A 25649-nucleotide genomic window follows, 5' to 3' on the forward strand; every position below is an offset into this window, starting at 1 on the left:
TTTATTTTGCTGTGATAACTATAATGAGTAAAAAACTCTCTATTATCATTCCTGTTTATTACAACGAAAAAAATCTACCTATTACCTATGCTTTACTCGCCGCGGAAGTACTCCCGCATTTGCCTAGTTATGAGTTAATTTTTGTTGACGATGGCTCAGCTGATAACTCTTATCAGGAAGCCTTAAAGATTCATTCGATCGACTCCCAGGTAAAGGTGATTAAATTAGCGCGTAATTTTGGTCAACATATTGCCATCTTTGCAGGGCTTGAGCACATGAGCGGTGATTGTGCGGTTGTTATTTCTGCTGACTTACAAGATCCGCCTCATTTGATCCTACAAATGTTTGAAAAATATCTTGCAGGAAACAAGGTAGTTATTGCGATTCGTGAAGATCGAAAAGAATCATTTTTCCAGAAGGCTTTTTCATCCCTGTATTATAGATTAATGAAAAAATATGCCCTTAACGATATGCCCCTGAGCGGCTTTGATTGTTTCCTGGCAGACAAGCAAGTCGTAGATGTTTTGACGAGCATCGAAGAAAAAAATACTTCCTTATTTGCGCAAATATTATGGATAGGATTTAAGCGAGCAGAAGTGACTTACACCCGCCAGAAGCGAGAGATTGGCGTGTCACGCTGGACCTTATCCAAAAAACTAAAATTAGCGATAGACTCCATGCTCGCGTTCTCTTACGCACCTATTCAAGCTATTTCTATTGTTGGCTTCTTAGATTGTATTTTCAGTTTAATCTACGCGACCTATATCGTTATACAAAAAGTCATCTGGGGAGCGAATGCGGGCTGGTCTTCGCTTATGGTAGCCATTATGTTTACTTCTGGAGTTCAGATGCTTACCCTAGGCGTCATCGGCGAGTATTTGTGGCGAAATTTTGATGAAAGTCGCAAGCGCCCCCTGTATGTGCTTGATGAAAAACATGGTATCTAAGCGGTTTTTGGAGAAAAAGGATGGGGTATTTACCGCGTTCCGCATTGGAAGAGCTGGGCTTTAAGTATCTTGGCCAAGAAGTAAAAATTAGTGATAGCGCCAAGATTTATAATGCAGATCAGATCATGATCGGAGATAACTCTCGCATCGATGATTTTTGTGTACTATCCGGAAAACTTGAATTGGGGCGCAATGTCTTTATGGGCGTTCATGGTAATTTAGCCGGTGGTATTCATGGGATTAAACTAGCTGATTTTGTAACGATGGCCTATTACGTCAATTTATTTACTCAATCCGATGATTATTATGGCCATAGCTTAACTAACTCAACGATTCCCCGAAAATACAAACAAGAAAAATTCGGACGACTTGAGGTTGGCAAACACGCAATTATTGGCTCTAACTCAGTCATTATGCCCGATGCTCATATTGCCGAAGGTTGTGCAATTGGAGCAATGAGCCTTGTTACCAAACCGACTGAGCCCTGGGGAATTTACCGCGGTATTCCAGCAAAGCGGGTAAAGGAACGCGAACGTGATCTGTTGAAGTTAGAGCAGTTATATTTACTTGAGAGTGAATAGAGGTCATCCCCGTCATCCTCACTGCCATTAAGTTAAATAACCGTTCGCGCTGAGGTCTGTGTGTAAGCACATGTCTCGAAGCGTCACCGTGCAAGGCTTCGAGACGGCCTAAAGTCCTCCTCAGCCCGAACGGTTTTGAGGTAACGTCCTTCTTAATGACGGGCTATGTTAGGGGCAAGGGGGCGAGGGCTATTAGGAATAAAGGTGTTTGTTCAGGGGATAGGTTTGAATCTTAGTGAGAAAATGTTGTCATTAAAACAGCGAGTTATCTATTTTGGAATGCTGGTTACTATGGTAGTCAGCTGTTTTGTATTTTATAAATCCTTTCAATTTCATGTTGCCAATCCTAATCCCTGGGTTAGTGATTTGCCCTCTCACACGCAATATGTCCTGAAATTTACCCAGTCTGGTAAATTTCCTGCCTATACCCTATGGTATAAACTAGTTAGCCTGCTTTCAGGCCAGACTCTCCATTATAAAAAGATAGCCGTCGTCTCTATCCTTCTGCTAGCTGGATTGGTAGCCATCAAATACCTTATTAATTACCTTATTTTGCAAACAGCCCCCTCAACTAATAGCAAATTAATGGCTCTGCTCTCCTTTATTTTGATCTTTGCTATGCCCATTTTGAGTTATTACAAAGCTGGGCAATATCCACAACAAATTACTGTAGATAGCTTTCATGTCTATTTGGGAAATATTGCTGCAAATCAATGGCATAACGCAACTTTGATTTTGGCTATGCCCTTCAATCTCTTATTGTTTTATTACGCTCTAAAATATAGATCTTCAACTAAGGTATCCCATTTTTTCGGCCTAGGCCTTCTTGCTGTTCTTGGGATTCTTTGTAAACCTAATTATGCCCTAGCATTTTTGCCGCTGTATTGCCTAAGTTTATGTCTAATTAATTGTAGAAACCGAGAGTACCTACAAGGCCTTTGCAAAATTTCCGTGCTAGTACTACCCTGCTTGCTGGTTTTAATTTATCAATGGTATTACACCTTTTTAGCTAATGACTTATTTCCGCATCCAGATAAAACAATTCTGGCCCCTTTTTTAGTCTGGAAAACCTATTCACCCCATATCCTTCTCTCCCTTTCTCTGTCCGTTAGTTTTCCTTTCATGGTTGCACTATTTTATTATCAAAAAATGGATGAATATTTGCTAATGTCGTGGGGAGTGTTCCTTGTTGCCCTGGCTATGTTTTCTTTATTGGCAGAATATCCGGTATATTCCAATGGCAATTATTGGTGGGGTAGTATCGCAGCAAATTATATTCTATTCTTATTTTCTGCCAGGTTATTGCTAAGCCAACCCTTTGATTGGAAAGCCAAGATAGCTTATAGCGTATTGGGATTGCATTTTTTATCGGGTTGCTTTCTCTTAGCTAGCTTTTTCTTTAGACACAGTTCGCTTATTTTATAAAAGGTCATAATGATTTTATTCAATAAACCTCCATTTACAGGGAACGAATTCGACTATATGCAACAAGCCGTTGCAAGCAACAAAATCAGTGGTGATGGTGAGTTTACTAGGCGTTGCAACCGTTGGATTGAAGACCAATTTAATATCCCTAAAGCCTTGCTCACCACGTCTTGCACACATGCCTTGGAGATGGCAGCAATTCTGGCAGATATTCAGCCCGGCGATGAAGTCATTGCTCCATCTTACACCTTCGTTTCTACTGTCAATGCCTTTGTCTTAAGAGGGGCTAAAATTAGATTCGTTGATATTCGCCCCGATACCCTTAATCTTGATGAAAATCTCATTGAGCAGGCAATAACTGCGCGCACCAAGGCGATTGTTCTTGTCCATTACGCTGGCGTTGCTTGTGAAATGGATAGTATTTTAGCACTTGCCAAAAAATACAATTTGCTGGTTATCGAAGATGCAGCCCAAGGTGTTATGGCAACCTATAAAGGCCGTGCCCTTGGATCAATAGCTGATATGGGCGCCTTCAGTTTCCATGAAACTAAAAATTATAGTATGGGAGAAGGTGGCGCTTTATTACTCAATAATCCGGCCTATATTGAGCGTGCAGAAATTATTCGTGAAAAAGGAACTGATCGTTCCAAATTTTTTCGCGGCCAGGTCGATAAATATTCATGGTGTGATCTGGGTTCCAGTTATTTACCCAGTGACATTAATGCAGCTTATCTGTGGGCTCAATTAGAGCTGGCGCATGAAATCAATAATGAGCGTTTAAACACTTGGCAACTCTACTATGAAGGCTTGTCAGCTCTTGAGAAAAATGGTGATCTGGAATTGCCTTTTATCCCCAATGAATGCGTCGCTAACGGTCATCTTTTTTATATAAAAACGGCGAATCTACAAGTCCGTACCAACCTGATTAAAGCATTGCTCAGGCAAGGCTGTTCAACTGTTTTTCATTATGTGCCCTTACATAGTGCTAAAGCAGGGAAGATCTATGGCGAATTTGTCGGCGAAGATAACTATACCACCCGCGAGAGCGAGCGTTTGTTACGTTTACCCTTATATTACGGTTTAACAGAAGAGAATGTTGCCGTAGTAATTGATAAAATCTATGATTTTTATGGTTTGCGTCGCTGATGAAAAAAAATATAAACCCTGCTGCAATCCTGCTCATTTTCTCCTATGCCCTGATTTATTTTTTTTGGGGAGAGCGTTTACCTGTTTCTGGAGGTTTGGGATGGGACGGTCTTACCTACGCAGCCTATGCAAAGGATTTTATTCATGAGATTAGCACTAATGCAGATCTCTATCATGTTTCAAGATGTTTTCCCTCTTTGCTGATCTGGCTTACAACTAAACTATTTCACCTATCGCTGGATTCACCGCGCGATATATTTAATGCTTTTTTTATATTTAATGCCTTATGTTTTATGTTGATTGCTTATCTTTGGGGAAAAATTGTGGGTTTAAAGCATTTTTCTATAGCAACTCAGCTCTTTGGTTTTCTCTGTTTTTTTTGTAATTTTGTATTTTTAAAATACTATTTCTATGCACCTGTTGTTACCGATATTTTTGCCTTGTTATTAGGAATGTGTTCTCTTTATTTTTATCTAAAAAAATCGATAATCGGGCTCAATCTGCTTTTAATTCCTACGCTGTTAACCTGGCCAATTGGCCTTGTTTTTATCTCTATTCTTATTTTCTTTGATAAGCCGCTATCTGAGTGCATCAACGACAACCCCTCATCCGCCCTACGGGCACCTTCTCCCCTGAGGGGAGAAGGGAAAAATAGGGGCTTCTCCCTTCTCCCTTCTGAGGAGAGACGGATGAGGGTAGTTGCCTGGACTGTTGCTTTAGGCTATGGATTGAGTTTGTTCTTGCTCTCCCGATTCTCATTGACAACCCATCTTTGGCAGGCTGCAGGAACTCAAATTTCTACCAAGCTTGCACTGCTCAGCGCCATACTTGTCGGTATCTATGTTTTTAGAATAATGGACAGTATCCAGCCTTCCTTATTCCTTAAAAGCATTAGGGATTTTAACAAGACGAATTTATTGATCTATCTACCCTTCCTGGCATTAACTCTAGCAACGCATTATTTTCTTAAATCCTTATCCCCTAACCATCTGCTTTCTGAATCTTCACCCAAGATTTTGAACTTTTTTTTGTTTTACATTCCGACAGCTCCCTTAATTAAACCAGGATTATTCTTTACGATGTTTGCTGTAAATTGGGGACCGATGGCCTTTTTAGTCATTCTCAAATGCAGGGAGATGTTTATAAAGGCTTTTGCTGAGGGTAGCGCTCTGGCAATGCTTCTATTAATTTCTTTTTATTTTCTGTTAAATCCCCAATGTCGCTTTGATACCTTCCTAATCCCTTTAACAATTTATAGTCTTAGCTTAGTGATGCAAAATTTAAAAATAAATTTAAGATTTTGTTTTGCCTACCTTTTAATTTCGCTTTATTGCTCAAAATTTTATTACTCCTTAAACAGCGGCTATATTCCGATTCAGCCCACAGGTGAGCAGCTCTATACGACAGGCTTACAGCGCTTTTTTATGAACACGGGTTATTGGGTTTCCTGGGAGGGTTATTTACTAACCTTATTAATAACCCTGATGACTGGTCTGATGATGCTTGTGCTGTTAAGAAGGTTTATGCCAAGATCCACGGTTTCGAACCCCCCGTTCCAGTATCGAATTCCCGCGGCTTGATCGCGGGATCTGCTGATTAGAAGCTCTTCACTCTGAGCCCACAGATCCAGCGGTCAAGCCCATAGGTATCTACACAAGTGCCTGTAATTGAACGCCCTGTCACCTCAACACCACGTCATCCTGAGCGCAGCGAAGGATCTCCGGGATTAACACTGTGCCACATTCAGGAGATCCTTCGCTGCGCTCAGGATGACGTAGTGTTGAGACCAGGAGGGACTTGACCTATTACAGACACTTGTGTAGATACCTATGGGTCAAGCCGCGGGAATTCAGGATGGGGGTGACCTATTGCAATAAAAATTTTATCTCTCACCAAGTAAAATTCTTTTAAATCTGGATCTTCATAAAAATTGATGTTACAAATTATCAAAAAATGAAAGTTATTGTTTTTTAACTATGATTTTCCTTAAAGCTTTTTATATACCCAAGAAATCTTAAATGCTATTTTTGAAATTTCTTAGGTATATGCTATAGAAAATAGATATTAAAAATTTCTTTTGAGGTGGATATGTCCAACAAAATACTTGCTGAACGTCTTAATAAGGAACTTGATACAATTGGTGTCCCTCCTCGCAGTGATGAGCGTATTGACGCGTTTTCCAAACTAGTCAAAATTCCCAAATTTAAGGCTGACGCTTTTCTGAATGGAATTTCAGTTCCAGATCCTGTTGTACTTAACCGCATCGCTGATGAATTTGAAGTAAATCCTGACTGGCTAATCGGTAAAAGTGATCAGAGACAGAAAAAAACTAAAGCCTAATCCCAATCATCAGGATTATCCGTTGGCAACTGCACTCCTTCTAAATCCTCGAATAAGGCTACGTGAAATAAGGCGTCCCCTTCATTGACTAGAGGAATATTTGTTCGTCCTATGATAAGCCCCTCATAGGGACAGGTAATTCTGACTTTATTATCTCCGAGGGGATCTACAATTGAGCAGAGCAATTCCCCCTTGTCTATTTTATAGCCCTGTGGTTTTGCATCAACCATCATGCCGCTAGCTTGCGCACGTATCCAAAAGGTTGATTTTGCGATAGCGGGCAGAAATTGTTTTTTCGCTATATGCTTCGCCTGTGAGGGTGACAGCATGCCAAGATAGGCCATGACTCTTAAGATCCCCCGTAAACCAAGCTTAATGGCAAATTCATCAAAGCGCAGAGCCTCCCCTGCCTCATAAACAATAACCGGAATATTGAGATTGTCGGTTGCATAACGTAGGGAGCCATCACGGATATTAGACGGAACAATAACGGGCGTGGCAAAGGCTTCAGCCATTTGCTCTGATATCGGGTTTTCCTCACTAAAACGTACCTGCGGGTAATTACTACGGTGGATTGCGCCGGTGTGCAAGTCAATCCCATGTGTTGAGTGTTTAACAATTTCTGTCATGAGCAGATTAGCAAGTTTAGAAGCCATTGAACCTCGCTCACTGCCAGGGAACTGTCGATTCAAATCCCGCCTATCCGGTAAATACCGCGAATGCAGCATCAGACCATAAATATTGACTATGGGGATAGTAATCAATGTACCGCGTAAGCGTTTGATTTGTGGGGCATGATGAAGGCGACGAATGATTTCTACACCATTAATTTCATCGCCATGAATGGCTGCGGTAATAAAAAGCACCGGCCCATCTTTTTTGCCATGAGAGACATAAACAGGAATTTCAAGAGGAGTGGAAGTATATAACATTGCCACAGCAAGCTTAACGCAGCGAGATTCCCCTGCGTTCACCTCTTCATTAGCAATGGTAATGGACTTTCTTGTATTCATCCTTAGACCATTAATTAACAGCTTCTATATATTGAATAATTTTAGCAGCAATATTGAGCCCTTGCTGATCACCCCTGAAACCGTTGATTAAAGCGCTTAGGTTTCGCATTTTTTTCTATATATTGAATAATCTTAGTAGCAATATTTACATGGGTTGCCTTTTCGATACCCTCAAGTCCTGGGGATGAATTAATTTCCAGCACTAAAGGACCATGATTTGAACGAATCAAATCAACACCGGCCACCTTTAAACCCATAGTCTTTGCAGCGCTAATAGCTATTGCCCGCTCCTGGGGCGATAACTTGACTTTGACCGCCTTGCCCCCTTGATGAACATTGGCACGGAAATCACCGTCCTTTGCCTGACGCTTGATAGCAGCAACGACCTTATCGCCAATCACAAAGCAACGAATATCAACACCGCGCGATTCTTCGATAAATTCCTGCACTAAAATATTCGCTGACATTTCCTTAAATGCATTAATAATACTGACCGCTGACTGATGACTATCAGCCAAAATAACACCCTTACCCTGGGTACCTTCCAGTAATTTAATCACTAAGGGTGCACCACCAACCATACGAATCAAGTCTTCTGTATCATCAGGTGACTGGGCAAAACTGGTTAGGGGCATTGGAATCCCCTTTCTTGCCAGCAATTGCAAGGAACGAAATTTATCTCTGGAGCGCGAGATAGCAATCGATTCATTGAGGGTATACATTCCCATTGTTTCCATATGACGCAACAAGGCAGTACCATAGTAAGTTATTGAAGCGCCAATGCGTGGAATAACGGCATCATACATCGGCAAAAGCTCACCGCCACGATAATGAACCTTTGGATTTGAGGCAGCAATATTCATGTAACAGTATAGGGGGTTGATTATTGTAACCTCATGGCCAGCCTGCTCACCAGCGGCCTTCAAGCGCTGGTGTGAGTACAACTGCGGGTTAGTAGCCAATATTGCAATTTTCATGAATCGATCGTTCCTTTTTATTATATTTTTTCTATTTAAAGCCTAGCACGTAATTTCAAAATGAGTCTCTGAAGTTCTGAAAATTAAAAGCGATTTAACCCCACCAACCGTCATTCCCGCACAGGCGGGAATCTATTGCTGATTGAACACAATACCAATGCAGTAATGGATTCCCGCCTGCGCGGGGATGACAGAGTTCAAAGCAAATGGGCCTATCTTTCGGAAACAAGCAAATTGACCTGCTTAAGAAACTAACAACTGATAATCTTTAGCCAAAAATGTTGCCTGATGAGGCGTGGTGAAAAATGCACTCAGCTCACCCTTAGGATTAAACAACATCAGGGCGCCACTGTGCTGCATATCGTAATTCTCTTCATTACCCGTTCTTGATAGAGCAATCCTGGTATAAGCAATCCCCATTTCGCGAGTCATTTGTCTCACGATTGCATCCTCACCTCGGGCACCATAAAAATTGGGGTTGAAAGCCCGGACATAGGCATTTAGTTTTTCTTGGTTATCGCGATCTGGATCAACAGAAATCATGACAATTCTTGGTAGAGGATCAACTTTCTTCTCCTCCAAAATACGATACATTTTGTTCAATTCAGCCATTGTTGTTGGGCAAATGAAACCACAGTTGGTAAAGCCGAAGAAGATCATCGTCCACTGCCCTTCCAGACTGGTATTGGTAAAGGGCTGGCTATCAATCCCAGTAAGAGCAAACTGCTCAATTTCCCTAGGTTTCTCAAGCAAGGTTCCGTGAAATTTATTGGGGTCAATTTTCTTTTTGCCATGGAGATGCTGGGAAACAAATAAACCAGCAATTAAGGCCATAAAAGCAATCAAGACAATTACAGTCTTGGTAACTTGATTTTTTTGGGTCAACATATTATCCCCTCTCAACTGTAATGATCAATCAGTAAAAAGACAAAGAGCATCATTAGATACACGATGGAAAAACGGAAGGTACGCATAGCAATAACTGGCCGTTCGGTACGATATAGCGTTATTGACCAATGCAAAAAGCGTAAACCTAATAAAAGTGCACCAGTCAAATAAAGCCAGCCACTCATTCCAATGACAAAGGGTAATACACTGACGACTAATAGTAAAATAGTGTACAGCAATACTTGTAATTTGGTGTAGGCAATGCCATGGGTTACCGGCAACATCGGAATCTCGGCATTCCTATACTCTTCTAAACGATAAATTGCCAAAGCCCAAAAATGCGGTGGCGTCCAGGTAAAAATAATGAGCACCAAAAGTAAGGCCTGAGGATCCAACTGATTAGTTACTGCAGTCCATCCTAGCAAAGGCGGAGCAGCACCTGCCAAACCACCAATCACAATATTTTGCGGGGTCGCACGTTTTAAATAGCCAGTATAAATCCCGGCATAACCGATTAGGGTAATGAAAGTAAGGACAGCAGTAAGCACATTAATAAAGAGTATAAGAGTTGCCAAACCCAAAACAGCCAAGGTAGAGGCAAAAAACAGGGCTTGCTTTACGGAAACTCGCCCCTTTGCAACAGGTCGTTGCCGGGTACGAGCCATGATCGCGTCAATACGCTTATCAACCAGATGGTTGATTGCAGCCGCTGAGCCCGCACAAAAACCAATCCCCAACAAAGCAGCCAATACAGTCTGCAAGGGAATCCAGCCCGGTGCCGCCAGATACATACCAACAACAACGGTCAACAGCATAAGCGCAACTACTCTGGGCTTACAAAGCTCCATATAATCACGCCAATCGATTCTTTGAATTTGAGGCTCTGTCTTACCCTGCATCGCTGAGTCTCCCTTGGCCAAGATAAAGCATCATAAATAAGACTGCCATTAATGCAGCCGCAACACCATTATGTGCAACAGCAACCCAGAGTGGCAATAAGTAGATGACGTTCATCACGCCCAACAAAAATTGTGAGGCAACCAGCAAAATTGCCAATATTGCCAAAAGCCGCAGAGAAGTATTTTTAACTTTTGCCAGCAATAAGGCAGCCAAGGCTAACACATAGACTGCGGTCACCATTGCGCCTAAACGATGGATAAATTGTATCGTCATACGGATATCATTATCCAAGACCCCACCCTGGTAGTTAGCACCGACAGGAGAAAATAAGTTAAAGCCTTGGGAAAAATGCAGAGGTGGCAACCATTGCCCGTTACACTGTGGAAAACCAATACAGGCAATGCCTGCATAATTTGAACTTACCCAGCCTCCTAAAGCAATCTGGCAAAAAACAATAACCAGGCCTAAGAGAAGCCAAAAACGCCATTGAGGCAAAGCCATAGGCTTCACTGAGCTCAGTTGCAAACTCAAACGGCTTAGGCAGGAAAAAATCAAAATCCCCCCTAGTAAATGCCCCATAACAACAACTGGCAGCAATTTCAAGGTTACAGTCCACATCCCAAGCGCTGCTTGAAAGAACAGTAAGAGAATTAGAGTCAAGGGCAAGACCCAAGGTAGATTCTCGCCCTGCATCCGTCGCCAGAAAACTGAGCCACAAATAAACAGAATAAGAAGTCCTAAGGTACCGGCAGCATAGCGGTGTGCCATCTCAGTCCAAGCCTTTCGCGCTTCAATTGGAATTTGTGGGTATTGATTCTGGGCTGTTGCCAACTCATTTTGGGCACTCGGCAGCACCATATGGCCATAACAACCAGGCCAATCAGGACAACCTAACCCAGCATCTGTCAGACGGGTATAAGCACCCAGCATCACAACAAACAAGGCCAAGACCACTGCAGCTATTGCAGCATACCGTATTGCTTTAAATTGCATTCCTTCAATCACTCTTCTTTTCTGTTGTATTTAATAGTTGTTTGATATCGTGAAAAATATCCTGCGGCTTCGCATCGTCCCCATAGGCCAAAACTAAATAACCTTTGGGGTTTGCAATGAAAACCTTCGGTTTTTCATCAAGAATTGGCAAGGCTTTAGCCAGGCTCAGCACATGAATATCTGTCTCCTTCAATGAAGAGGCTATTGCCCCCTGCACTTGCTGATTTTGTTCTGCCAGCACCAGCCATTCATCCACTTCATAGAGGTGCCGTCCTAAAGCAAGACGAACCCTGGCAAGTTTGTCTGCCTCTTGCAAGCAAGCTGCTTCACAATTTTCAGGATACCAATAGACAAGGCGCCATTTCGGCTTACCCTGAGCAATCTCGGAAAATAATACAGGCGGTGTTAACAAGGTCCCTTTGTTAGTCGTAGCGGCAGTTAACCATTGTGGATTTAAGTAATATAAATAAGCAGTAATCCCCGGTGCAGCAAAGATCAGAGCTAGCACCAACAAGATGAAATAATTACGCTTGGTCATTTTCATAGTTTTTTCTTCATATTTAAGGCGATGAAAAGAATCAAAACTACCGAAGCAATAGCAAACCACTGCATTGCATAGGCATAATGTCGCTCGGGGGGCATCGCAACCACAGGCCACTCTCTCACAAAATTCTGGCCACCACCGTTTTCGAGGCGAATGATAAACGGATACACTGATTTATGCAAAAATTGACTTATTAGTTTGCTATCAACACGTTCAATAATTGCCATTTTTGCCGTTTTCTCTTCCATAACCTGCCCTAAAACCCAATTTTTATCGGAGGGATAATAGGCAGAACCCGTTAAGGTTACTAAATCTTTGGGAGTATTAATCGCTGGAAAATTCTGCCGCCTTATATCACCAGCAACCCAACCCCTGTCGATAAGCAGGATTTGCCCAGAGCTCAATAATAAAGGGCTAAGAACATGGTAGCCAAATTGATGTTGATAATGTTGATTGTCGAGAAGCAGGATTTCATCCAAGTACTGTCCACTCACACGCACAGGCTGGTATTGCTTGGGCAAGGGCAAGGTGGCCTCCCAACTAAGAGGAGCTTGCTTTGCAAGACTGGCCTGCGCTGCTAGCATCTGCTTTTTCTCCTCTGCCCTCTCTAATTGCCAAAATCCCAGGCGGGTAAAAAACAGGATTGCCAATAGGGCTAAAATTGTCATGCGCCAATCAGGAGTGAAACGGCGGTTAAAACAGGTTAAACTGACCATCTTAAGTAAATGACCCAACAGAATAGTTGAGGGAGTATATCAAATGTTATTCAAAGCAATCATCATTGTTGTTATGTTGATTATCTTATTTGCCCTAGGCAGCAGCCTTTTCTACCTAGTCAAAGATGAGGGAAAAACAACCAGAACTGTTAAAGCACTGACCTGGCGTATTGGTCTCTCTTTGGCCCTATTCTTGCTGTTATTTTTAGCTTTTAGTATGGGCTGGATTAAGCCGCATTCAGTTTAAGATATATTTCGGTTTCATATAATCAGTTTCAAGGACGGTAAAATGTATACACTATATTCACTAGGAACACCTAATGGCCTCAAGCCCACAATTATTCTGGAAGAATTAGAAGCACCTTATGAAATCAAGATAATTAATATCCGCGAGGGTGAGCAATTTAAACCCAAATTTGAGCGTATTTCACCGAATAACAAAATACCTGTTATTTATGATCCAGAAACTGATTTTTATTTGTTTGAAAGTGTTGCAATCCTGCAATATCTAGCTGAAAAGCATAAACGCTTTCTACCGACTGATCTGAAAGCAAGATTTGAAGTCCTGCAATGGTGCTATTTTCAGGTTGGCAGTGTTGGGCCGATGTTTGGTCAATATGGCCATTTCCATCGCTATGCTCCCGAAGAAGTACCTTATGCTAAAAAGCGCTACGCCGATGAGGTATTACGCTTGCTGGGCGTTATGAATAAACAATTAATGCATCATCCCTATATTAGTGGGATGGAATATACTATCGCTGACATGGCCATTTGGCCCTGGCTTCATGGTTATCAGAATTTTTATGAAGCAACTATTGATACCAATCAATTCCCGCATTTAATGCAATGGTACAAAACTATTGGTAGACGCCCCCAAGTTAAGGCGGCTATTGCTGCTTATAATGGGGATTAGGCGACTACGCAGTTAAGGATGCTATATTAAAGCCGTTCGGGATGAGGAGGCCTTTAGGCCATCTCAAAGCCTTGCATGGTGACGCTTCGAGACGCGTGCTTAGGCACGCTCCTATCAAAGAACGACTTTCATTATTTCCTTCACTTAAGGGTGGAGAAAAGGTGTCCTAGGGATAGATGAGGGGAAATCTGTTGATTTAGAAAACATTGTGAATTAAAATTAATCTTTTAATTACCCCTCTATTTCCCTATGAGATTTTCCTCCTCACTAAGCACCGATAAAAAATTAATTCTTGGCTTCGCTGCACTCTATCTAACGTTCGTAATGTTCGGTCCCATAATTATTATTATCTTCGCCGCCACAGTAGCTGGTTTGATTCAGAAAAAAATTAGAGATGCGAAAACCATTCAAAGGCTCGTTGAAAAAGCGCTGACAGCAGAGGATATCGAAGATTTACAGGTTTTGGAAAGCAGAGGGATAACACTTAGTGATACACAAAAACTAACTACGCTGTTAAATGCTTATAAACGTTCAAATCAGGGGGTCATCACTAAGCTTACAGCACAAAGTTTCAGACTTAATCTTACGACAATTTATAATTGTTTTAGAGAGGATTATGATCTTGGTTTATTAGCTATTTTAAGAGATGGTTTTCTTGATAAAAATGCAAGACCAGATCCGCAAATTATTAATGCCCTGCTTAGAACTCTTGCTACGAAAAATGCCTTTGACCAGATTGAAGCCTTATTTTCTCTTTATCCCGAACAAATACTTGGAGAAATTTTTACTCTTATTGATGAGAAAGATGCAAGTTCAGCTGAGTTTCTTGTTTTTTTAACCACAAAAAAAGAATGGCTTATTGCCAACCGAAAAATTACAAATGACGCACTTCAAGAGCAAACAAACGAAACTTTAATTAATTTTCTGATGGATATTTTCCCTGATGCAAATCTTAAATTAGACAACAGTCTAATCCATTTAATTAATGGGCCTAGCAGAAATGTTTCTCTGGAAAACCGCATTCTAAAATACATGCAAAAAATGGATAAAACAGAGGATTTTTATCAGAATTTAGAAAAGGTTATATCGCGCGTGTTATATCGAAAAAGACTCGATGTAGCAGAGAAAATATTCCAAGAAAATCCCAGCTTGCTACCGACAAGAAAAGCCTTTGCATCTGGACTCTTATATGTTTATTCAAGAAGCGCAAAAGCTAGCGAACTATTATTAAAATTTGGCGCGGATTCTAATGCCAAATATTCTGAAGACCTATCTGTATTGGAAAAAGGTATTAGTACAACTTACACGCCTGTAAAGAAGAAACAACGGATGCTTGATATCTACAGGAGACACGGGGTGGATCTGAACCAAAGATTGGTCGACGCACCCAAAAAACGATGTGATATGACCTTGCTTGGCTACCTCCCCTTTCTAAATTTAAAAGTTGATAATAACCAGGATTTTGATGCTATAAAATTGCAAAAATTCCTTGCCTTATTTTTGGAAATACCCGGGGTTAGCCATTCAAATGGCACTCTTTGCCATCACACCTATATGCAGGATTCGCAAGCTTATTGGAATTTTCTGCTTGATCTCTATTTTAAACGCTTAGTTCCACAGGGACTTATGGCCAATTTTTCTGCAGAATTCTCTGATGACTATGACCGATGCCTAAAGGCAATCTATAGTGAAGAGGGCCAATATGATCCTGATCTCCTTTATCAAGATTATTCTGCTGGTAAACCTATAATACTTCCGGTCTATCTCACTGATAGGTTTGGAGCCAACCATATCGCTGTTGTTGGACTTATGAAAACAGGGCTTTATTCACAATTAGTTGTACAAGCTGATCGCGGATTGGGGCGCCACGATTTTTCAATCTTTAGCCAACCCTGTTTTGATTATAATAGTTTCTGTAAATATGCAAGAACACGAGATGCGCCAATGTTAACTTACACCTGGCAATCTCATCCGGTTAAAGAGAGACTCAGAGTTGATCTTAATAAACAACAAGATGATTTTTGCTCTGCAATTTCGGCAAAATTCGCACTACAAATTGCTTTTTTTCTCTGTCTTACACGACAAGATCTCGATAAAAATGAACAATCCAATTCAAATGCTCCAATAGAAGATGAGTTAATAAGAAATAATTATGCTACGTCGGCTAGCTGGTATGAGAATTTTTGTCGGATGGCGCAAAGCACCCTGTTAAGTGACTATCGCTCCCTACAAACTAAATATATAGACCAGGAATTTCTCCAAAAAGTCGAGACAGCTATTAAAGATAATCCCCCTAGCGAATTCACCCCGACTGAATTAGGCGACCTTGCAGATAGATCGGATCAGCCTCAAATTTGTACCCTGTAAAAAACGTTCGTCTCCACCGCGCGCAGCGCGGTTAAGCGCTAAGACTTTATAAAATTAATAAATTTTCAATGCGTCTGAACTTGACAGTATCAATTTATACTATCTACACTGTGGGAAGCTATTAGTAGAATGCTCTTAGCTAAACCAAAATTTTTGCTCAACATAAAAGGAACTTTCATGAACAAAGTAAAAGCTACTGGCGCAGCACTGGCAATTGGTGCAGCCGCAATGTTTTCAATGTCTCCTGCTTTTGCATCTTCTTCTGATGCTGCCTCTGCAGGACAGGTTCAGTGTTCAGGAGTTAACTCTTGTAAAGGTCAAAGCGCTTGCAAAACTGCTACTAATTCTTGCAAAGGCCAAAACTCTTGCAAGGGTAAGGGCGTAGTGATGAAAGCGTCTAAAGAAGAATGTACTCAAGCTGGTGGTACTGTTGTTGAATCTTCTGGCAGTACTGGTTCTGGCTCTTAATTATTCCATACCAGGTAAGCCTGAGGCTTACCTGGTCTATCCAAAACAGCTTTGATGATCTCTCTTATGAAAAATCGCCAACTCTTTCCTTATCTAGGCTTTGGCTTAGGTCTGCGTCCTGAGCACTATGAAGATGTTCTGCAAGAAAAACCAGATGTCGACTGGTTTGAGATTATTACTGAAAATTACCTGGTTCCTGGCGGTAAGCCCTTGTATTTTTTAGATAAGGTACGCGAAAACTACCCTATCGTAATGCACGGCGTTTCCCTATCAATTGGCTCCACTGATCCCATCGATTGGGATTATTTAAAGCAAGTGAAATCCTTAGCCGAACGTGCTGAGCCTATATGGATTTCCGATCATTTGTGTTGGACAGGCGTAAAAGGCTTGAACATGCATGATTTGCTACCTATTCCCTACACCGAAGAAGCTATAAAGCACATTGTTGCGAGAATTAATGAAATCCAGGATTTTCTGGGACGGCGTATTTTGATTGAGAATGTTTCTTCTTATCTGACCTTTATTCAATCGCAAATCACAGAATGGGAATTTATTTCAGAAATAGCCCAAAGAGCCGACTGCTATATTTTACTCGATGTCAATAATATCTATGTCAGCTCGGTAAACCATGATTTTAACGCCATGGATTATATTAACTTTGTGCCACCAGAGCGCGTTGTGCAAATTCATCTCGCCGGCCATTCTGATTATGGTAGCTACATTATCGATACTCATGATGCCCCTATCATTCAACCGGTTTGGGATCTTTATGCAAAAGCCATCGCCAAACTTGGGCGAATTTCAACAATGATTGAGCGTGACGATAATATTCCACCCTTATCAGAGTTATTAGATGAACTAAATCTAGCACGCAACATCATGGCAAATACCCCAGAGGGTCTATTAGCATGAGCGATTTATTCAAGTTGCAAAGTCAATTTCAAAATTATTTACTCACTAATCAGGCAGATATTCATAAAGCGATTGTAGCGACTGAGAATGTGACCGTTGAAAAACGCTTATCAATTTACTCTGATGCCTATCATTTTCGCCTCATCGACTCCTTAGGCAGCAATTTTCCTATTCTTATGAATTACCTGGGTTTTGATGCCTTCAGCAGCTTAGCTGGAGACTATATCGACAAATTTCCCTCGCCCTATCGCTCGATTCGCTGGTATGGCGATACCTTTGCTGAATACCTCCGAGAAACTAGTGAACCCTATCTAGCTGAATTGGCTGAGTTTGAATGGAAGATGACTTTAACCTTCGACGCAGCGGATGATAAAGCGCTTGAAATCGAGGAAATGGCAGCGATTCCCCCAGAGTCCTGGCCAAATTTACGCTTCGTTCCCCATGCATCCTTGCAATTGATGCGCTTTAATTGGAATGTCGTAGCTATCTGGGAAGCGCTAAGCAATGAACAAGAGCCCTCGCCACCCCAATCCGGCGATAGCCGCTTATGGGCTTTATGGCGTCGTGATTATATCAATCGCTTTTATTCTCTAAATAGTGATGAAGCCTGGGCTCTCGATGCTCTGGTAAATGGTGCAACCTTTGGCGAACTCTGTGAAGGCTTGTGCGAATGGCATGACGAACAAGAGGTCGGCATGCTCTCAGCCTCTTTTTTAAAAAGTTGGATACAATCAGGGTTAATCGCTGGAATTGAGTTATAGCTATTTATTCCCTCTCCACCGCACGTAACGTGGGGGACATTGCCATGACTCTACCTCAAAACCGTTCGGGCTGAGCAACTCAGCCCCTTTGGGACAAACATTGGGAAAGAACTTCGGGCCAGAAACCCCTCATCCGCCCTTCGGGCACCTTCTCCCCAAAGGGCGAAGGGATTCTTATGATCCGCACAACAATGCCATAGAATTAAAGGACTATAATTAATCAAACACCCAAAGGAAGCAGAGAATGAAATCTGATTTGATCACGATAATTCTGGGCTTTATTGAAGGCTTCGCCTTGATTATTTCTCCCTGCATTCTCCCTATTCTGCTAATCATCCTAGCTGGCTCACTAAGTGGTTCCAAAAAACGCCCCTTGGGTATTGTAATCGGTTTTACGCTTAGCTTTGCCCTTTTTGCTTATTTCTCAAGGCAGTTTGTCCAACATACGGGGATTGATTTAAATCTGATACGCCATATTTCCTACCTATTTTTGCTTCTCTTTGGCCTGATTATGATGTCCTCTTTTTTAAGTGAAAAATTTAGTCAACTGACCCAGGGATTTGCAGGACTGGGCTCCACTCTCTCTTCAGGCTCGAATCCCCAGGGGGGCTTTCTTAGTGGCGTCTTCCTAGGTGGATTAGTAGCAATTATTTGGACCCCTTGTGCAGGCCCCATTCTGGCGGCAGTTATTGTGCAAACCGTACTGCAAAAGACAACCCTTACCAGCTTTTTTACGCTATTAGCCTTTGCCTTAGGCGCAACAATTCCAATGATTATTATTGCTTTTTATGGGAAAACACTTATGGACACCTTCGGTATTTTTAAAACAAAGGCGGTACTTTTCCGCAAACTCTTAGGCGCTATTATCATTGCCTCTGTTGTTTATATGGTTTATTCAGAGGGAGGCTTTGTTTCCTCTTCAATAGCCCAGACAACAATAAAAACCTCCACATCTCTGGAGGATGGCTTGTGGCGCCCTTATAGCGCGCCGGAAATTGAGGGTATTGAGGCCTGGATTAATTCACCTCCACTTAAAATAAGTGAATTAAAGGGCAAGGTGGTGCTTATCGATTTCTGGACCTATTCCTGCATTAACTGTATTCGCACCCTGCCCTATATCAAGAGTTGGTATAGCAAATACCACGATAAAGGTTTGGTGATCATTGGCGTGCACTCGCCGGAATTTGATTTTGAAAAAAACTTAGATAATGTAGAAAATGCCGTCAAACGTGATGGCATTCTCTATCCCGTTGCCCTTGATAATCGCTTTGTAACCTGGAGCAACTTCGGCAATCATTTCTGGCCTGCCCATTATTTAATCGATAAAGAAGGCAAGGTCGTTTACGAGCATTTTGGTGAAGGTGCTTATGATGTGACTGAGAATAACATCCGCTTTCTACTGGGAGTCGATGATCTAAGTTTGGTAAAAGCAGCCTATAACTCTGAACCTTACACCTACTACCAAACCCCTGAAACCTATTTGGGTTACGGCCGTGCCGATCGCAATCTAAGCCCCTATTTGACTCATGACAAAGTTGCCACCTACAGTTTCCCTACTGAATTGACTTCGAATGCCTGGGCCTTAGAGGGCTCCTGGCAGGTCAATGAAGATAAAATCACTTCAGCCGCAGCCAATGCTGCTTTAAAAATTCATTTTAATGCACGCAAGGTTTTCATAGTGATCGGTAATAATTCTGGCAAACCGATTAAAGTCAATTTGCAACTCAACGGTGAACAGCTCATTGCCTCTAAGGGCAAAGACGTTGAGAACTCTGCAATTCTAGTGAATAAATCCTCGATTTATGAGCTTGTGAACGCCAAACAATTTACCACAGGGATTCTAAAGGTTACGGCCACTGAACCTGGGGTGGAGATTTATACCTTTACTTTTGGAAACTAGGTATAAGCAAAACTTTTGCGAATTGGATTTTGGTGAATTTTAAATGAAACCTTGATTACGCAGCGCAGCGTAATCAAGGTTTTCCTTATCTTTATGCCCAAATTTAATCCCTTGATTTCTTTGCATATTGTTTTATAACCGACATAAAGCGCCCAAATGTCGATTGACTTTAACCTTGCTTCGGACATAATCACAGCGGGAATTGTCAAATTATGTAGGATGTATTATGGATCTAGACAAACTTTATCAGCAAAAATTGCTTTCCGCAGAGGCAGCTGTCAATTTAATCCCATCAACCGCTACTATCTCAATGGGTATGCGTGTAGCCACTCCTCCAGCCTTATGTACAGCCTTAGCGCAGCGAGCCAAGGCCGGTGATTTGAAAGAACTAAAGGTCTACTACCTGCGCTGCGGTGAAATTGCCTTAAAAACCATTTTTCAGGAAGAACTGCTTCATATAATCAGACCCTATTCCTCTATGATGTCCGCTGGTGAAGTCAAGCTGACTGAACGTGGTTATGCCCTAGGCAAAAAGTATATTAACTTTGTTCCGATCAGTTTCAGCCGTTATCCCAGCACTATTAAAGGCCAAACCAAATTAGACGCCTTTATCGTTACCGTCGCGCCAATGGATAAATTTGGATTTTTCAATCTAGGTACCAATGGTGATTATGCAATCGAGTTAGCTCGTTATGCCGAGAAGTTGATTATCGAAGTTAACGAAAATATGCCGCGAACTGCTGGCTTAACCTCAATTCATATCTCTGAGGTCGATGCCATTGTTGAAAACACGGTTCCTTTATTAGAGGAACCCTCAAAACCCGCCACAGATTTAGACCGGCAAATTGGCCAGCACATTACTAGCCTGATACCTGATGGTGCCACCATTCAGATGGGTATAGGCGGTGTGCCCAATGCTGTTTGCGAACAATTAATTCATCATAAAAATCTTGGTATTCATACTGAGGTCATTACAGCAGGTATGGTTGAATTAATTAAGCAAGGGGCTGTTACCAACACCCAAAAATCGATTCATCCCTATGCCAATGTCTTTACCTTTGCTATTGGCGACAGGCATCTTTATGACTTCATTAATAATAATCCCTCAATGCACTGCTTGCCGGTCTCCTATGTCAATGAACCAACAATCATTGGTAAAAATAATCTGATGCATTCGGTCAATGCCTTTATCGAGATTGATTTTAGCGGTCAGGTCAATGCTGAGTTTATCGGTCATCAGTTTTCTGGTGTCGGTGGTCAACTTGATTTTCTACGCGGTGTCCATTATTCCGAGGGCGGTAAAACAATTATTGCCAGCTCTTCAACCGCAAAACATGGCACGCTATCGCGAATTGTACCCAGGCTTACCTCGATGGCTACGGATACCAGGCTTGATGTCAATTATGTTGTGACAGAATATGGAGTCGCACAATTAAAGGGTAAATCGACCTCTGAGCGCACAAAACAATTAATTAACATCGCCCATCCTGATTTTCGTGATCAATTGGAACAACAGGCGAAAGAACAGGGCTTTATCTAATGGATTTATCAATCGCACCGGCTCTATTATTTACCCCGGGAAATAAACCAGAACGCTTTGCCAAAGGCCTAAACTCAGGGGCTAATGGCTTAATTTTGGATTTGGAAGATGCAGTTCCTGAGGCTGAAAAAGAACAAGCACGAGATAATGTGCTGCAGTTTTTAAACGGGGAAACCCCGGATTCTGTTTATACCATTATCCGCATCAACCACATCAAGACCAATGCAGGCCTGCGTGATCTACTCGCTCTGAAAGACGCTGATTATCACTGTGATGCAATCCTTTACCCTAAAACGGAAAGTGCAGAAGAGTTGAAGATCATTTATGAGCTGCTTAATCTCGAAGCCAGAAACATCAAGTTGCTCGCGCTGATTGAAACGACGAAAGGAGCGAATCAAATAAGCGCAACAGTCAACGCAGCCCCCTTTCTAGCAGGGCTGGTTTTTGGTGCAGCAGATTATTGTGCTGATGCTGGCTGTGAATTAACCTGGGAATCCCTATTATTCCCACGCTATCAAGTCGTTCAAGCCGCAGCCTTAGCCAAAATTGCTGCTATTGATTCACCCTTCTTTGATTTTGCCAATGAGGAAAAATTAGTTAGCGAAACGATGGAAGTCAAAGCCTTAGGCTTTAAGGGCAAGCTAGCCATTCATCCTAAGCAAGTTGATGCGATAAAACGCTGTTTTACCCCAAGTGCAGAACAGGTTGAAAAAGCAAGGAAGATCATAGCCTTATATGAGGAAGCTGGAGGTAAAGCCTGTCAGTATCAAGGGGAAATGATAGATGTCCCCGTTTATCGACATGCACAACAGTTAGTTCAATTATTTAAAAGTATTAGAGGGGAATAAAATGTCTAATCAAAGTTATCTGCCTATTGGGGAAAATCGTATTCGCGAGGATTTTGGCTTTTATTTTGAAGATTTCGAGGTAGGGCAAATTATTGAGCATCGTCCAGGTAGAACGATTACCCAGAACGATAATATTTCATTCACCCTATTAACCATGAATACTGCGCAACTGCATTTCGACGCTCATTATGCCGAACAGACCGAATGGAAAAAACCCCTGGTTAACAGTACCTTTACTCTGGCAATTATCACTGGCATGACTGTCAATACGATTTCCAAAAAGGTCGTTGCTAATTTGGAATGGGATAAGGTCAAATTGCTTAAACCCATTTTTGAAGGCGATACGATTTATGCTGAAACAGAGATTAAGAACAAGCGTGAATCGTCTTCAAGACCAGGACAGGGTATCGTCACTGTAGAAACGCGTGGAATTAATCAGCACAATGAGATTTTTATGTCGTTTGAGCGGACTGTGCTGGTGTATAGAAAGGGTGGAGCGCCGGATTATTCGATTTAGGGAGAAAGTTGAATTTTGAGTGTAATAGGTCACCCCCGTCACCCTAACATAGCCCGTCATCCCGAACATAGTGAGGGATCTCCGGGATTAGCACTGTGCAACACATCAGGAGATGTCTCTCTACGTTCGACATGACGTACGTCTTTGGGAGCATAGCGAAGAATGACGGAAGGAGAGTGATCTATTACCATAAAATCATAACCTCTGCACAACATTCACTAACCCTGCAAAAGAAGCAAAGCCCTCCAAATTATAAGCTAAGAGACTTGGCACCATATTCTTCAAAGCTGCTCGCGGTCCAAGTTCAAGGAAGGATGATATGCCGTATTCTTTGGCAATGGACATAACCTTATTCCAATGCAGGGTTTGTGAAAGTTCATGGGCTAATAGAGAGAGCATCAACTCAGTATCATCAACACGCTCTAGTGTCAGCGCATTTAAAATGGGAAAGCGCATTCTTTGGTCTTTAAACCTTTGCAAATAATTTAAAAATTTTCCGCTGGCCTCGCTAAGTAACGGTGTATGGGAGGCTAGTTTGACAGCCAGTCTTTCCGCTTTTAGTACCGACCTTTCTTTCGCTTCTTGTAAAAGGCTAAGCAAGGCTTTCTCTTCCCCACCAATAATGTAGTGATCATCTGCATTCACAATAGCCAGATAGCAACCATGCTTTTCACAAAGCTCGCTTGCCATAGCCAGAGAGATTCGTCCCTTAAGTACTATCAACCCTGTACTCTTCCCTTTTACTGCCTCTTGCATCATAAGCGCCCGGTTTCTCACTAGATCAAGACTCTCGGCCAGATCAAGCCTGGCGCTTGCACAAAAGGCGGATACTTCGCCAAGGCTGTAACCACATAAAAAAGGAGGCGAGAGTTGAATTTGCTTTTCGAGTGCATAAAAAGCACCCTCAGAGAGGATTACCAGAAGCAGCTGGGTATCTACCACATCAGCACAGGCCTTTTCCACGGCAAGGGCATCAAATAAATCAATATTGATAAGTTTGGAGGCATCACTCAGCCAGGTTTTACCAAACTTATCGCTGGCTAAAACATTAAACATTTCACCATGCTGATTACCCTGACCAGAAAATGCAATTAGTAATGACATCGCAGTTGCTCGCAAAATACCTGTCCTAAAAATAATACTATAGCAAGCAAATCCGCAACACCACCGGGACTAATATTCTCTCTGGAAAATAAATGATGCATATCAATGGCTTGTGTCATTCTGGCTTGATGACAGTTAAGTGCTAAAAGTTCGGCAGCCCTGCTTTTTGCATAAGCTAAGCCCTGCTCACCCTTTCTATAGAGTATGTTGGTATCATCAATTCCTTGCAAAAGCTCTAAATAGGCGAATAAACAAACTGTATCAATTGAGCTAGTTTCTAAAAATAATTCGATAAAGGGGGCTAATAATTGGAAAGGCAGTTCATAACCTTGCATAGCCATCTGCCGAGCGTCGACGATCTTGAGGTTTTTACGAACTACCGCACCATGACTCCTAGGATTGGTTTGATGTTCAGCCAGATCAGCTCGCCAATCAGCTAGCAATTGCTGTTGTAACTCTCTGGCTGTAAAGATTGATTGTGCATTCATCAGTCTGGCAGTTGAAATGGACAGTAACCCTAGGGCAAAAATGGCACCACGATGGGTATTAATTCCTGCCGTTTTTTCCAACATGCGTTGTTCAGCTTGAATAGCAAGCTGTTTTAAAGCTGCAAAATCATGCCGCCTTAGCCCTTCTCTTATAATTTGCGAAAAATAATGACGCAGGCTCAAGATAGAGCGGTAAAAGGTAGCCCCGTTCATATCTTGATGGGCACCTGAATCAACAAAGCTTACTAAGCCAGGCTTGGGATAGGCTTTAACTTCAAAATACAAAGCTCTTACCGCAATTCTGGCAAGGAAATTAGCAATTTCTGCTTCAGTCTGTTTGTAAGGAAGGGTAGCGTTCATAAAGCACTGTTCTTGCGATAAGCTCAACGCTGTCTCGCGTTTTTAAAAGGATTTGTCTTGCTGATAAATCAACTAACTCTTGGACAGCAACATCACCCAAACCAGCAAAACGAATTTCTCCGTCAATTGTTCGGTTAAATACCTTTGCTAGCTTTGCCACTAACTCATTGAGCTCTGCTAAGGAGTAATCGGAATATTCAATAAGTAAATCAAGATCGGAGGCTTCATTGACATAAGGTTGGCCTGATAAATAGTGAAATAAAAAGGAACCGTAGACAGAGATAGAATGGCAAATATCAGGAAAGAACTTCGAACCAACACCCCTCATTCGCCCTTCGGGGACCTTCTCCCCATTTGAGGGGAGAAGGGAAAAATCAAACGACTCCATTTCATTGAGTTTAGGCAAAGATTGATAACGCAAAACAGCATCTTCTCTAAGTTGTAATCCAATACGTTGTTTTTGGCCTGCAGCAATTAAGGGTAAGCCTAGATTGAGATCACCATTGTTAAGGCCGGACTGCCTGGCATAAATACAGGGTAATCCTCTGGCAAACCAGGCGCGTACCTGTTCATAAAGTTGAGCTTGATTAGTCTGGCATGAATGAATTCTAAACTCGCTGTTAGGATCAGCGAAGACCAGATCATGGCGCTGAGGGTTAATGTTCAATTTATCATGAAAACGCTGAGCACTGTCATCCCCGCGCAGGCGGGGATCCATTATTGCATTACTATTGTGCTCAATCAGCAATAGATTCCCGCCTACGCGGGAATGACAGGATATAGAAATTCCCTTCCTCCTTGCCAGGCCCCGCTCCCGTTCAGGCTGAGGAGTGGAGCTAGCCACGTCTCGAAGCCTTCCTGGTTCTGTGCCTAGGCTTCGAGACGGCATGAATGCCTCCTCAGACCGAACGGAGCATAAAATTTAACTCCCCTTTGGAGAAAGCATAGGAAAAAAGCGCCATCATCCCGAATGTAATGAGGGATCTCCTGGCATTCGGGAG

Annotated in this window: 26 protein-coding genes; 16 read left to right on the forward strand and 10 right to left on the reverse strand. The window is 42.0% G+C overall.

What is annotated here, in order from left to right:
• The first annotated feature begins 23 nt into the window (after positions 1-23).
• The 6 genes from BN1094_RS08615 to BN1094_RS08640 all read left to right on the forward strand — a co-directional run bounded on the left by BN1094_RS08615 (position 24) and on the right by BN1094_RS08640 (position 6439).
• The gene (locus tag BN1094_RS08615) at positions 24-947 is read left to right on the forward strand and encodes a glycosyltransferase family 2 protein (RefSeq protein ID WP_043874028.1); all 924 of its coding nucleotides are present in this window, start codon (positions 24-26) and stop codon (positions 945-947) included.
• Positions 948-967: 20 nt separating this feature from the next.
• A complete protein-coding gene (locus BN1094_RS08620; protein WP_043874029.1) occupies positions 968-1528 on the forward strand; it encodes an acyltransferase in 561 nt (186 codons plus the stop codon).
• Positions 1529-1753: 225 nt separating this feature from the next.
• Positions 1754-2953, forward strand: a complete 1200-nt coding sequence (locus tag BN1094_RS08625; RefSeq protein WP_141650450.1) for a hypothetical protein — start codon at positions 1754-1756, stop codon at positions 2951-2953.
• A gap of 9 nt (positions 2954-2962) precedes the next feature.
• A complete protein-coding gene (rffA, locus tag BN1094_RS08630; RefSeq protein ID WP_043874031.1) occupies positions 2963-4099 on the forward strand; it encodes a dTDP-4-amino-4,6-dideoxygalactose transaminase in 1137 nt (378 codons plus the stop codon).
• Positions 4099-5679, forward strand: a complete 1581-nt coding sequence (locus tag BN1094_RS08635; protein WP_043874032.1) for a hypothetical protein — start codon at positions 4099-4101, stop codon at positions 5677-5679. Before rffA ends, BN1094_RS08635 begins: the two co-directional genes overlap by 1 nt.
• Before the next feature lie 508 nt (positions 5680-6187).
• Positions 6188-6439, forward strand: coding sequence for a helix-turn-helix domain-containing protein (locus BN1094_RS08640; RefSeq protein ID WP_043874033.1), 252 nt, complete (start codon positions 6188-6190; stop codon positions 6437-6439).
• Here BN1094_RS08640 and BN1094_RS08645 read toward each other — a convergent pair.
• The 7 genes from BN1094_RS08645 to BN1094_RS08675 form a co-directional block, all read right to left on the reverse strand.
• Positions 6436-7452: a succinylglutamate desuccinylase/aspartoacylase family protein gene (locus BN1094_RS08645; protein ID WP_043874034.1), complete on the reverse strand. Its 1017-nt coding sequence runs from the start codon at positions 7450-7452 to the stop codon at positions 6436-6438. The genes BN1094_RS08640 and BN1094_RS08645 overlap by 4 nt on opposite strands.
• Before the next feature lie 68 nt (positions 7453-7520).
• The gene (gene rimK / locus BN1094_RS08650) at positions 7521-8429 is read right to left on the reverse strand and encodes a 30S ribosomal protein S6--L-glutamate ligase (RefSeq protein WP_043874035.1); all 909 of its coding nucleotides are present in this window, start codon (positions 8427-8429) and stop codon (positions 7521-7523) included.
• A 243-nt stretch (positions 8430-8672) separates the two neighbouring features.
• The gene (locus tag BN1094_RS08655; protein WP_043874036.1) at positions 8673-9317 is read right to left on the reverse strand and encodes an SCO family protein; all 645 of its coding nucleotides are present in this window, start codon (positions 9315-9317) and stop codon (positions 8673-8675) included.
• 11 nt (positions 9318-9328) lie between these two features.
• Positions 9329-10216: a heme o synthase gene (cyoE, locus tag BN1094_RS08660; RefSeq protein WP_043874037.1), complete on the reverse strand. Its 888-nt coding sequence runs from the start codon at positions 10214-10216 to the stop codon at positions 9329-9331.
• Entirely contained in the window at positions 10206-11210 is a 1005-nt protein-coding gene (locus BN1094_RS08665; protein ID WP_081935136.1) for a COX15/CtaA family protein, read from the reverse strand. The genes cyoE and BN1094_RS08665 overlap by 11 nt, the downstream gene beginning before the upstream one ends.
• 4 nt (positions 11211-11214) lie before the next feature.
• Positions 11215-11754: a hypothetical protein gene (locus tag BN1094_RS08670; RefSeq protein WP_043874039.1), complete on the reverse strand. Its 540-nt coding sequence runs from the start codon at positions 11752-11754 to the stop codon at positions 11215-11217.
• Entirely contained in the window at positions 11751-12470 is a 720-nt protein-coding gene (locus BN1094_RS08675; RefSeq protein WP_043874040.1) for an SURF1 family protein, read from the reverse strand. The genes BN1094_RS08670 and BN1094_RS08675 overlap by 4 nt, the downstream gene beginning before the upstream one ends.
• A 43-nt stretch (positions 12471-12513) precedes the next feature.
• Between BN1094_RS08675 and BN1094_RS08680 the strand changes: the two genes are divergently transcribed.
• The 10 genes from BN1094_RS08680 (at position 12514) to BN1094_RS08725 (ending at position 22696) form a co-directional block, all read left to right on the forward strand.
• Positions 12514-12717, forward strand: a complete 204-nt coding sequence (locus BN1094_RS08680; RefSeq protein WP_043874041.1) for a twin transmembrane helix small protein — start codon at positions 12514-12516, stop codon at positions 12715-12717.
• A 42-nt stretch (positions 12718-12759) separates the two neighbouring features.
• On the forward strand, positions 12760-13383 hold the full coding sequence (locus tag BN1094_RS08685) for a glutathione S-transferase N-terminal domain-containing protein (protein ID WP_043874042.1): 624 nt from the start codon (positions 12760-12762) through the stop codon (positions 13381-13383).
• 324 nt (positions 13384-13707) lie between these two features.
• Positions 13708-15750: a hypothetical protein gene (locus BN1094_RS08690; protein ID WP_043874043.1), complete on the forward strand. Its 2043-nt coding sequence runs from the start codon at positions 13708-13710 to the stop codon at positions 15748-15750.
• A 177-nt stretch (positions 15751-15927) separates the two neighbouring features.
• The gene (gene bufA2 / locus BN1094_RS08695; RefSeq protein ID WP_043874044.1) at positions 15928-16218 is read left to right on the forward strand and encodes a BufA2 family periplasmic bufferin-type metallophore; all 291 of its coding nucleotides are present in this window, start codon (positions 15928-15930) and stop codon (positions 16216-16218) included.
• A gap of 66 nt (positions 16219-16284) precedes the next feature.
• The gene (bufB, locus tag BN1094_RS08700; protein ID WP_245614269.1) at positions 16285-17130 is read left to right on the forward strand and encodes an MNIO family bufferin maturase; all 846 of its coding nucleotides are present in this window, start codon (positions 16285-16287) and stop codon (positions 17128-17130) included.
• Positions 17127-17891: an HvfC/BufC N-terminal domain-containing protein gene (locus BN1094_RS08705; RefSeq protein WP_043874046.1), complete on the forward strand. Its 765-nt coding sequence runs from the start codon at positions 17127-17129 to the stop codon at positions 17889-17891. Before bufB ends, BN1094_RS08705 begins: the two co-directional genes overlap by 4 nt.
• Before the next feature lie 244 nt (positions 17892-18135).
• A complete protein-coding gene (locus BN1094_RS08710; protein WP_043874047.1) occupies positions 18136-19791 on the forward strand; it encodes a cytochrome c biogenesis protein DipZ in 1656 nt (551 codons plus the stop codon).
• Between the two features lie 226 nt (positions 19792-20017).
• Positions 20018-21331 (forward strand): acetyl-CoA hydrolase/transferase family protein, encoded by a 1314-nt coding sequence (locus BN1094_RS08715; protein ID WP_043874048.1) that lies wholly within the window; start codon positions 20018-20020, stop codon positions 21329-21331.
• Entirely contained in the window at positions 21331-22179 is an 849-nt protein-coding gene (locus BN1094_RS08720) for an HpcH/HpaI aldolase/citrate lyase family protein (protein WP_043874049.1), read from the forward strand. The genes BN1094_RS08715 and BN1094_RS08720 overlap by 1 nt, the downstream gene beginning before the upstream one ends.
• A 1-nt stretch (position 22180) precedes the next feature.
• The gene (locus BN1094_RS08725; RefSeq protein WP_043874050.1) at positions 22181-22696 is read left to right on the forward strand and encodes a MaoC/PaaZ C-terminal domain-containing protein; all 516 of its coding nucleotides are present in this window, start codon (positions 22181-22183) and stop codon (positions 22694-22696) included.
• A gap of 195 nt (positions 22697-22891) precedes the next feature.
• Here the strand turns inward: BN1094_RS08725 and BN1094_RS08730 are convergent, their stop codons facing one another.
• The 3 genes from BN1094_RS08730 to mdcG are packed head-to-tail and all read right to left on the reverse strand — an operon-like array spanning position 22892 to position 25537.
• On the reverse strand, positions 22892-23800 hold the full coding sequence (locus BN1094_RS08730) for an ACP S-malonyltransferase (RefSeq protein WP_043874051.1): 909 nt from the start codon (positions 23798-23800) through the stop codon (positions 22892-22894).
• Positions 23788-24648 (reverse strand): triphosphoribosyl-dephospho-CoA synthase, encoded by an 861-nt coding sequence (locus BN1094_RS08735; protein WP_043874052.1) that lies wholly within the window; start codon positions 24646-24648, stop codon positions 23788-23790. Before BN1094_RS08735 ends, BN1094_RS08730 begins: the two co-directional genes overlap by 13 nt.
• Positions 24617-25537, reverse strand: a complete 921-nt coding sequence (gene mdcG / locus BN1094_RS08740) for a malonate decarboxylase holo-[acyl-carrier-protein] synthase (RefSeq protein ID WP_052403210.1) — start codon at positions 25535-25537, stop codon at positions 24617-24619. The genes BN1094_RS08735 and mdcG overlap by 32 nt, the downstream gene beginning before the upstream one ends.
• Positions 25538-25649 lie beyond the last annotated feature (112 nt).

The organism is Legionella massiliensis, from assembly GCF_000756815.1.
GTDB classification, from domain to species: domain Bacteria; phylum Pseudomonadota; class Gammaproteobacteria; order Legionellales; family Legionellaceae; genus Tatlockia; species Tatlockia massiliensis.

Bases quoted from the DNA above. Each gene is read 5' to 3' on its own strand.
- BN1094_RS08615 (WP_043874028.1), top strand. From the start codon at position 24: ATGAGTAAAAAACTCTCTATTATCATTCCTGTTTATTACAACGAAAAA.
- BN1094_RS08620 (WP_043874029.1), top strand. From the start codon at position 968: ATGGGGTATTTACCGCGTTCCGCATTGGAAGAGCTGGGCTTTAAGTAT.
- rffA (WP_043874031.1), top strand. From the start codon at position 2,963: ATGATTTTATTCAATAAACCTCCATTTACAGGGAACGAATTCGACTAT.
- BN1094_RS08635 (WP_043874032.1), top strand. From the start codon at position 4,099: ATGAAAAAAAATATAAACCCTGCTGCAATCCTGCTCATTTTCTCCTAT.
- BN1094_RS08640 (WP_043874033.1), top strand. From the start codon at position 6,188: ATGTCCAACAAAATACTTGCTGAACGTCTTAATAAGGAACTTGATACA.
- BN1094_RS08645 (WP_043874034.1), bottom strand. From the start codon at position 7,452: ATGAATACAAGAAAGTCCATTACCATTGCTAATGAAGAGGTGAACGCA.
- rimK (WP_043874035.1), bottom strand. From the start codon at position 8,429: ATGAAAATTGCAATATTGGCTACTAACCCGCAGTTGTACTCACACCAG.
- BN1094_RS08655 (WP_043874036.1), bottom strand. From the start codon at position 9,317: ATGTTGACCCAAAAAAATCAAGTTACCAAGACTGTAATTGTCTTGATT.
- cyoE (WP_043874037.1), bottom strand. From the start codon at position 10,216: ATGCAGGGTAAGACAGAGCCTCAAATTCAAAGAATCGATTGGCGTGAT.
- BN1094_RS08665 (WP_081935136.1), bottom strand. From the start codon at position 11,210: ATGCAATTTAAAGCAATACGGTATGCTGCAATAGCTGCAGTGGTCTTG.
- BN1094_RS08670 (WP_043874039.1), bottom strand. From the start codon at position 11,754: ATGAAAATGACCAAGCGTAATTATTTCATCTTGTTGGTGCTAGCTCTG.
- BN1094_RS08675 (WP_043874040.1), bottom strand. From the start codon at position 12,470: ATGGTCAGTTTAACCTGTTTTAACCGCCGTTTCACTCCTGATTGGCGC.
- BN1094_RS08680 (WP_043874041.1), top strand. From the start codon at position 12,514: ATGTTATTCAAAGCAATCATCATTGTTGTTATGTTGATTATCTTATTT.
- BN1094_RS08685 (WP_043874042.1), top strand. From the start codon at position 12,760: ATGTATACACTATATTCACTAGGAACACCTAATGGCCTCAAGCCCACA.
- BN1094_RS08690 (WP_043874043.1), top strand. From the start codon at position 13,708: ATGTTCGGTCCCATAATTATTATTATCTTCGCCGCCACAGTAGCTGGT.
- bufA2 (WP_043874044.1), top strand. From the start codon at position 15,928: ATGAACAAAGTAAAAGCTACTGGCGCAGCACTGGCAATTGGTGCAGCC.
- bufB (WP_245614269.1), top strand. From the start codon at position 16,285: ATGAAAAATCGCCAACTCTTTCCTTATCTAGGCTTTGGCTTAGGTCTG.
- BN1094_RS08705 (WP_043874046.1), top strand. From the start codon at position 17,127: ATGAGCGATTTATTCAAGTTGCAAAGTCAATTTCAAAATTATTTACTC.
- BN1094_RS08710 (WP_043874047.1), top strand. From the start codon at position 18,136: ATGAAATCTGATTTGATCACGATAATTCTGGGCTTTATTGAAGGCTTC.
- BN1094_RS08715 (WP_043874048.1), top strand. From the start codon at position 20,018: ATGGATCTAGACAAACTTTATCAGCAAAAATTGCTTTCCGCAGAGGCA.
- BN1094_RS08720 (WP_043874049.1), top strand. From the start codon at position 21,331: ATGGATTTATCAATCGCACCGGCTCTATTATTTACCCCGGGAAATAAA.
- BN1094_RS08725 (WP_043874050.1), top strand. From the start codon at position 22,181: ATGTCTAATCAAAGTTATCTGCCTATTGGGGAAAATCGTATTCGCGAG.
- BN1094_RS08730 (WP_043874051.1), bottom strand. From the start codon at position 23,800: ATGTCATTACTAATTGCATTTTCTGGTCAGGGTAATCAGCATGGTGAA.
- BN1094_RS08735 (WP_043874052.1), bottom strand. From the start codon at position 24,648: ATGAACGCTACCCTTCCTTACAAACAGACTGAAGCAGAAATTGCTAAT.
- mdcG (WP_052403210.1), bottom strand. From the start codon at position 25,537: ATGCCGTCTCGAAGCCTAGGCACAGAACCAGGAAGGCTTCGAGACGTG.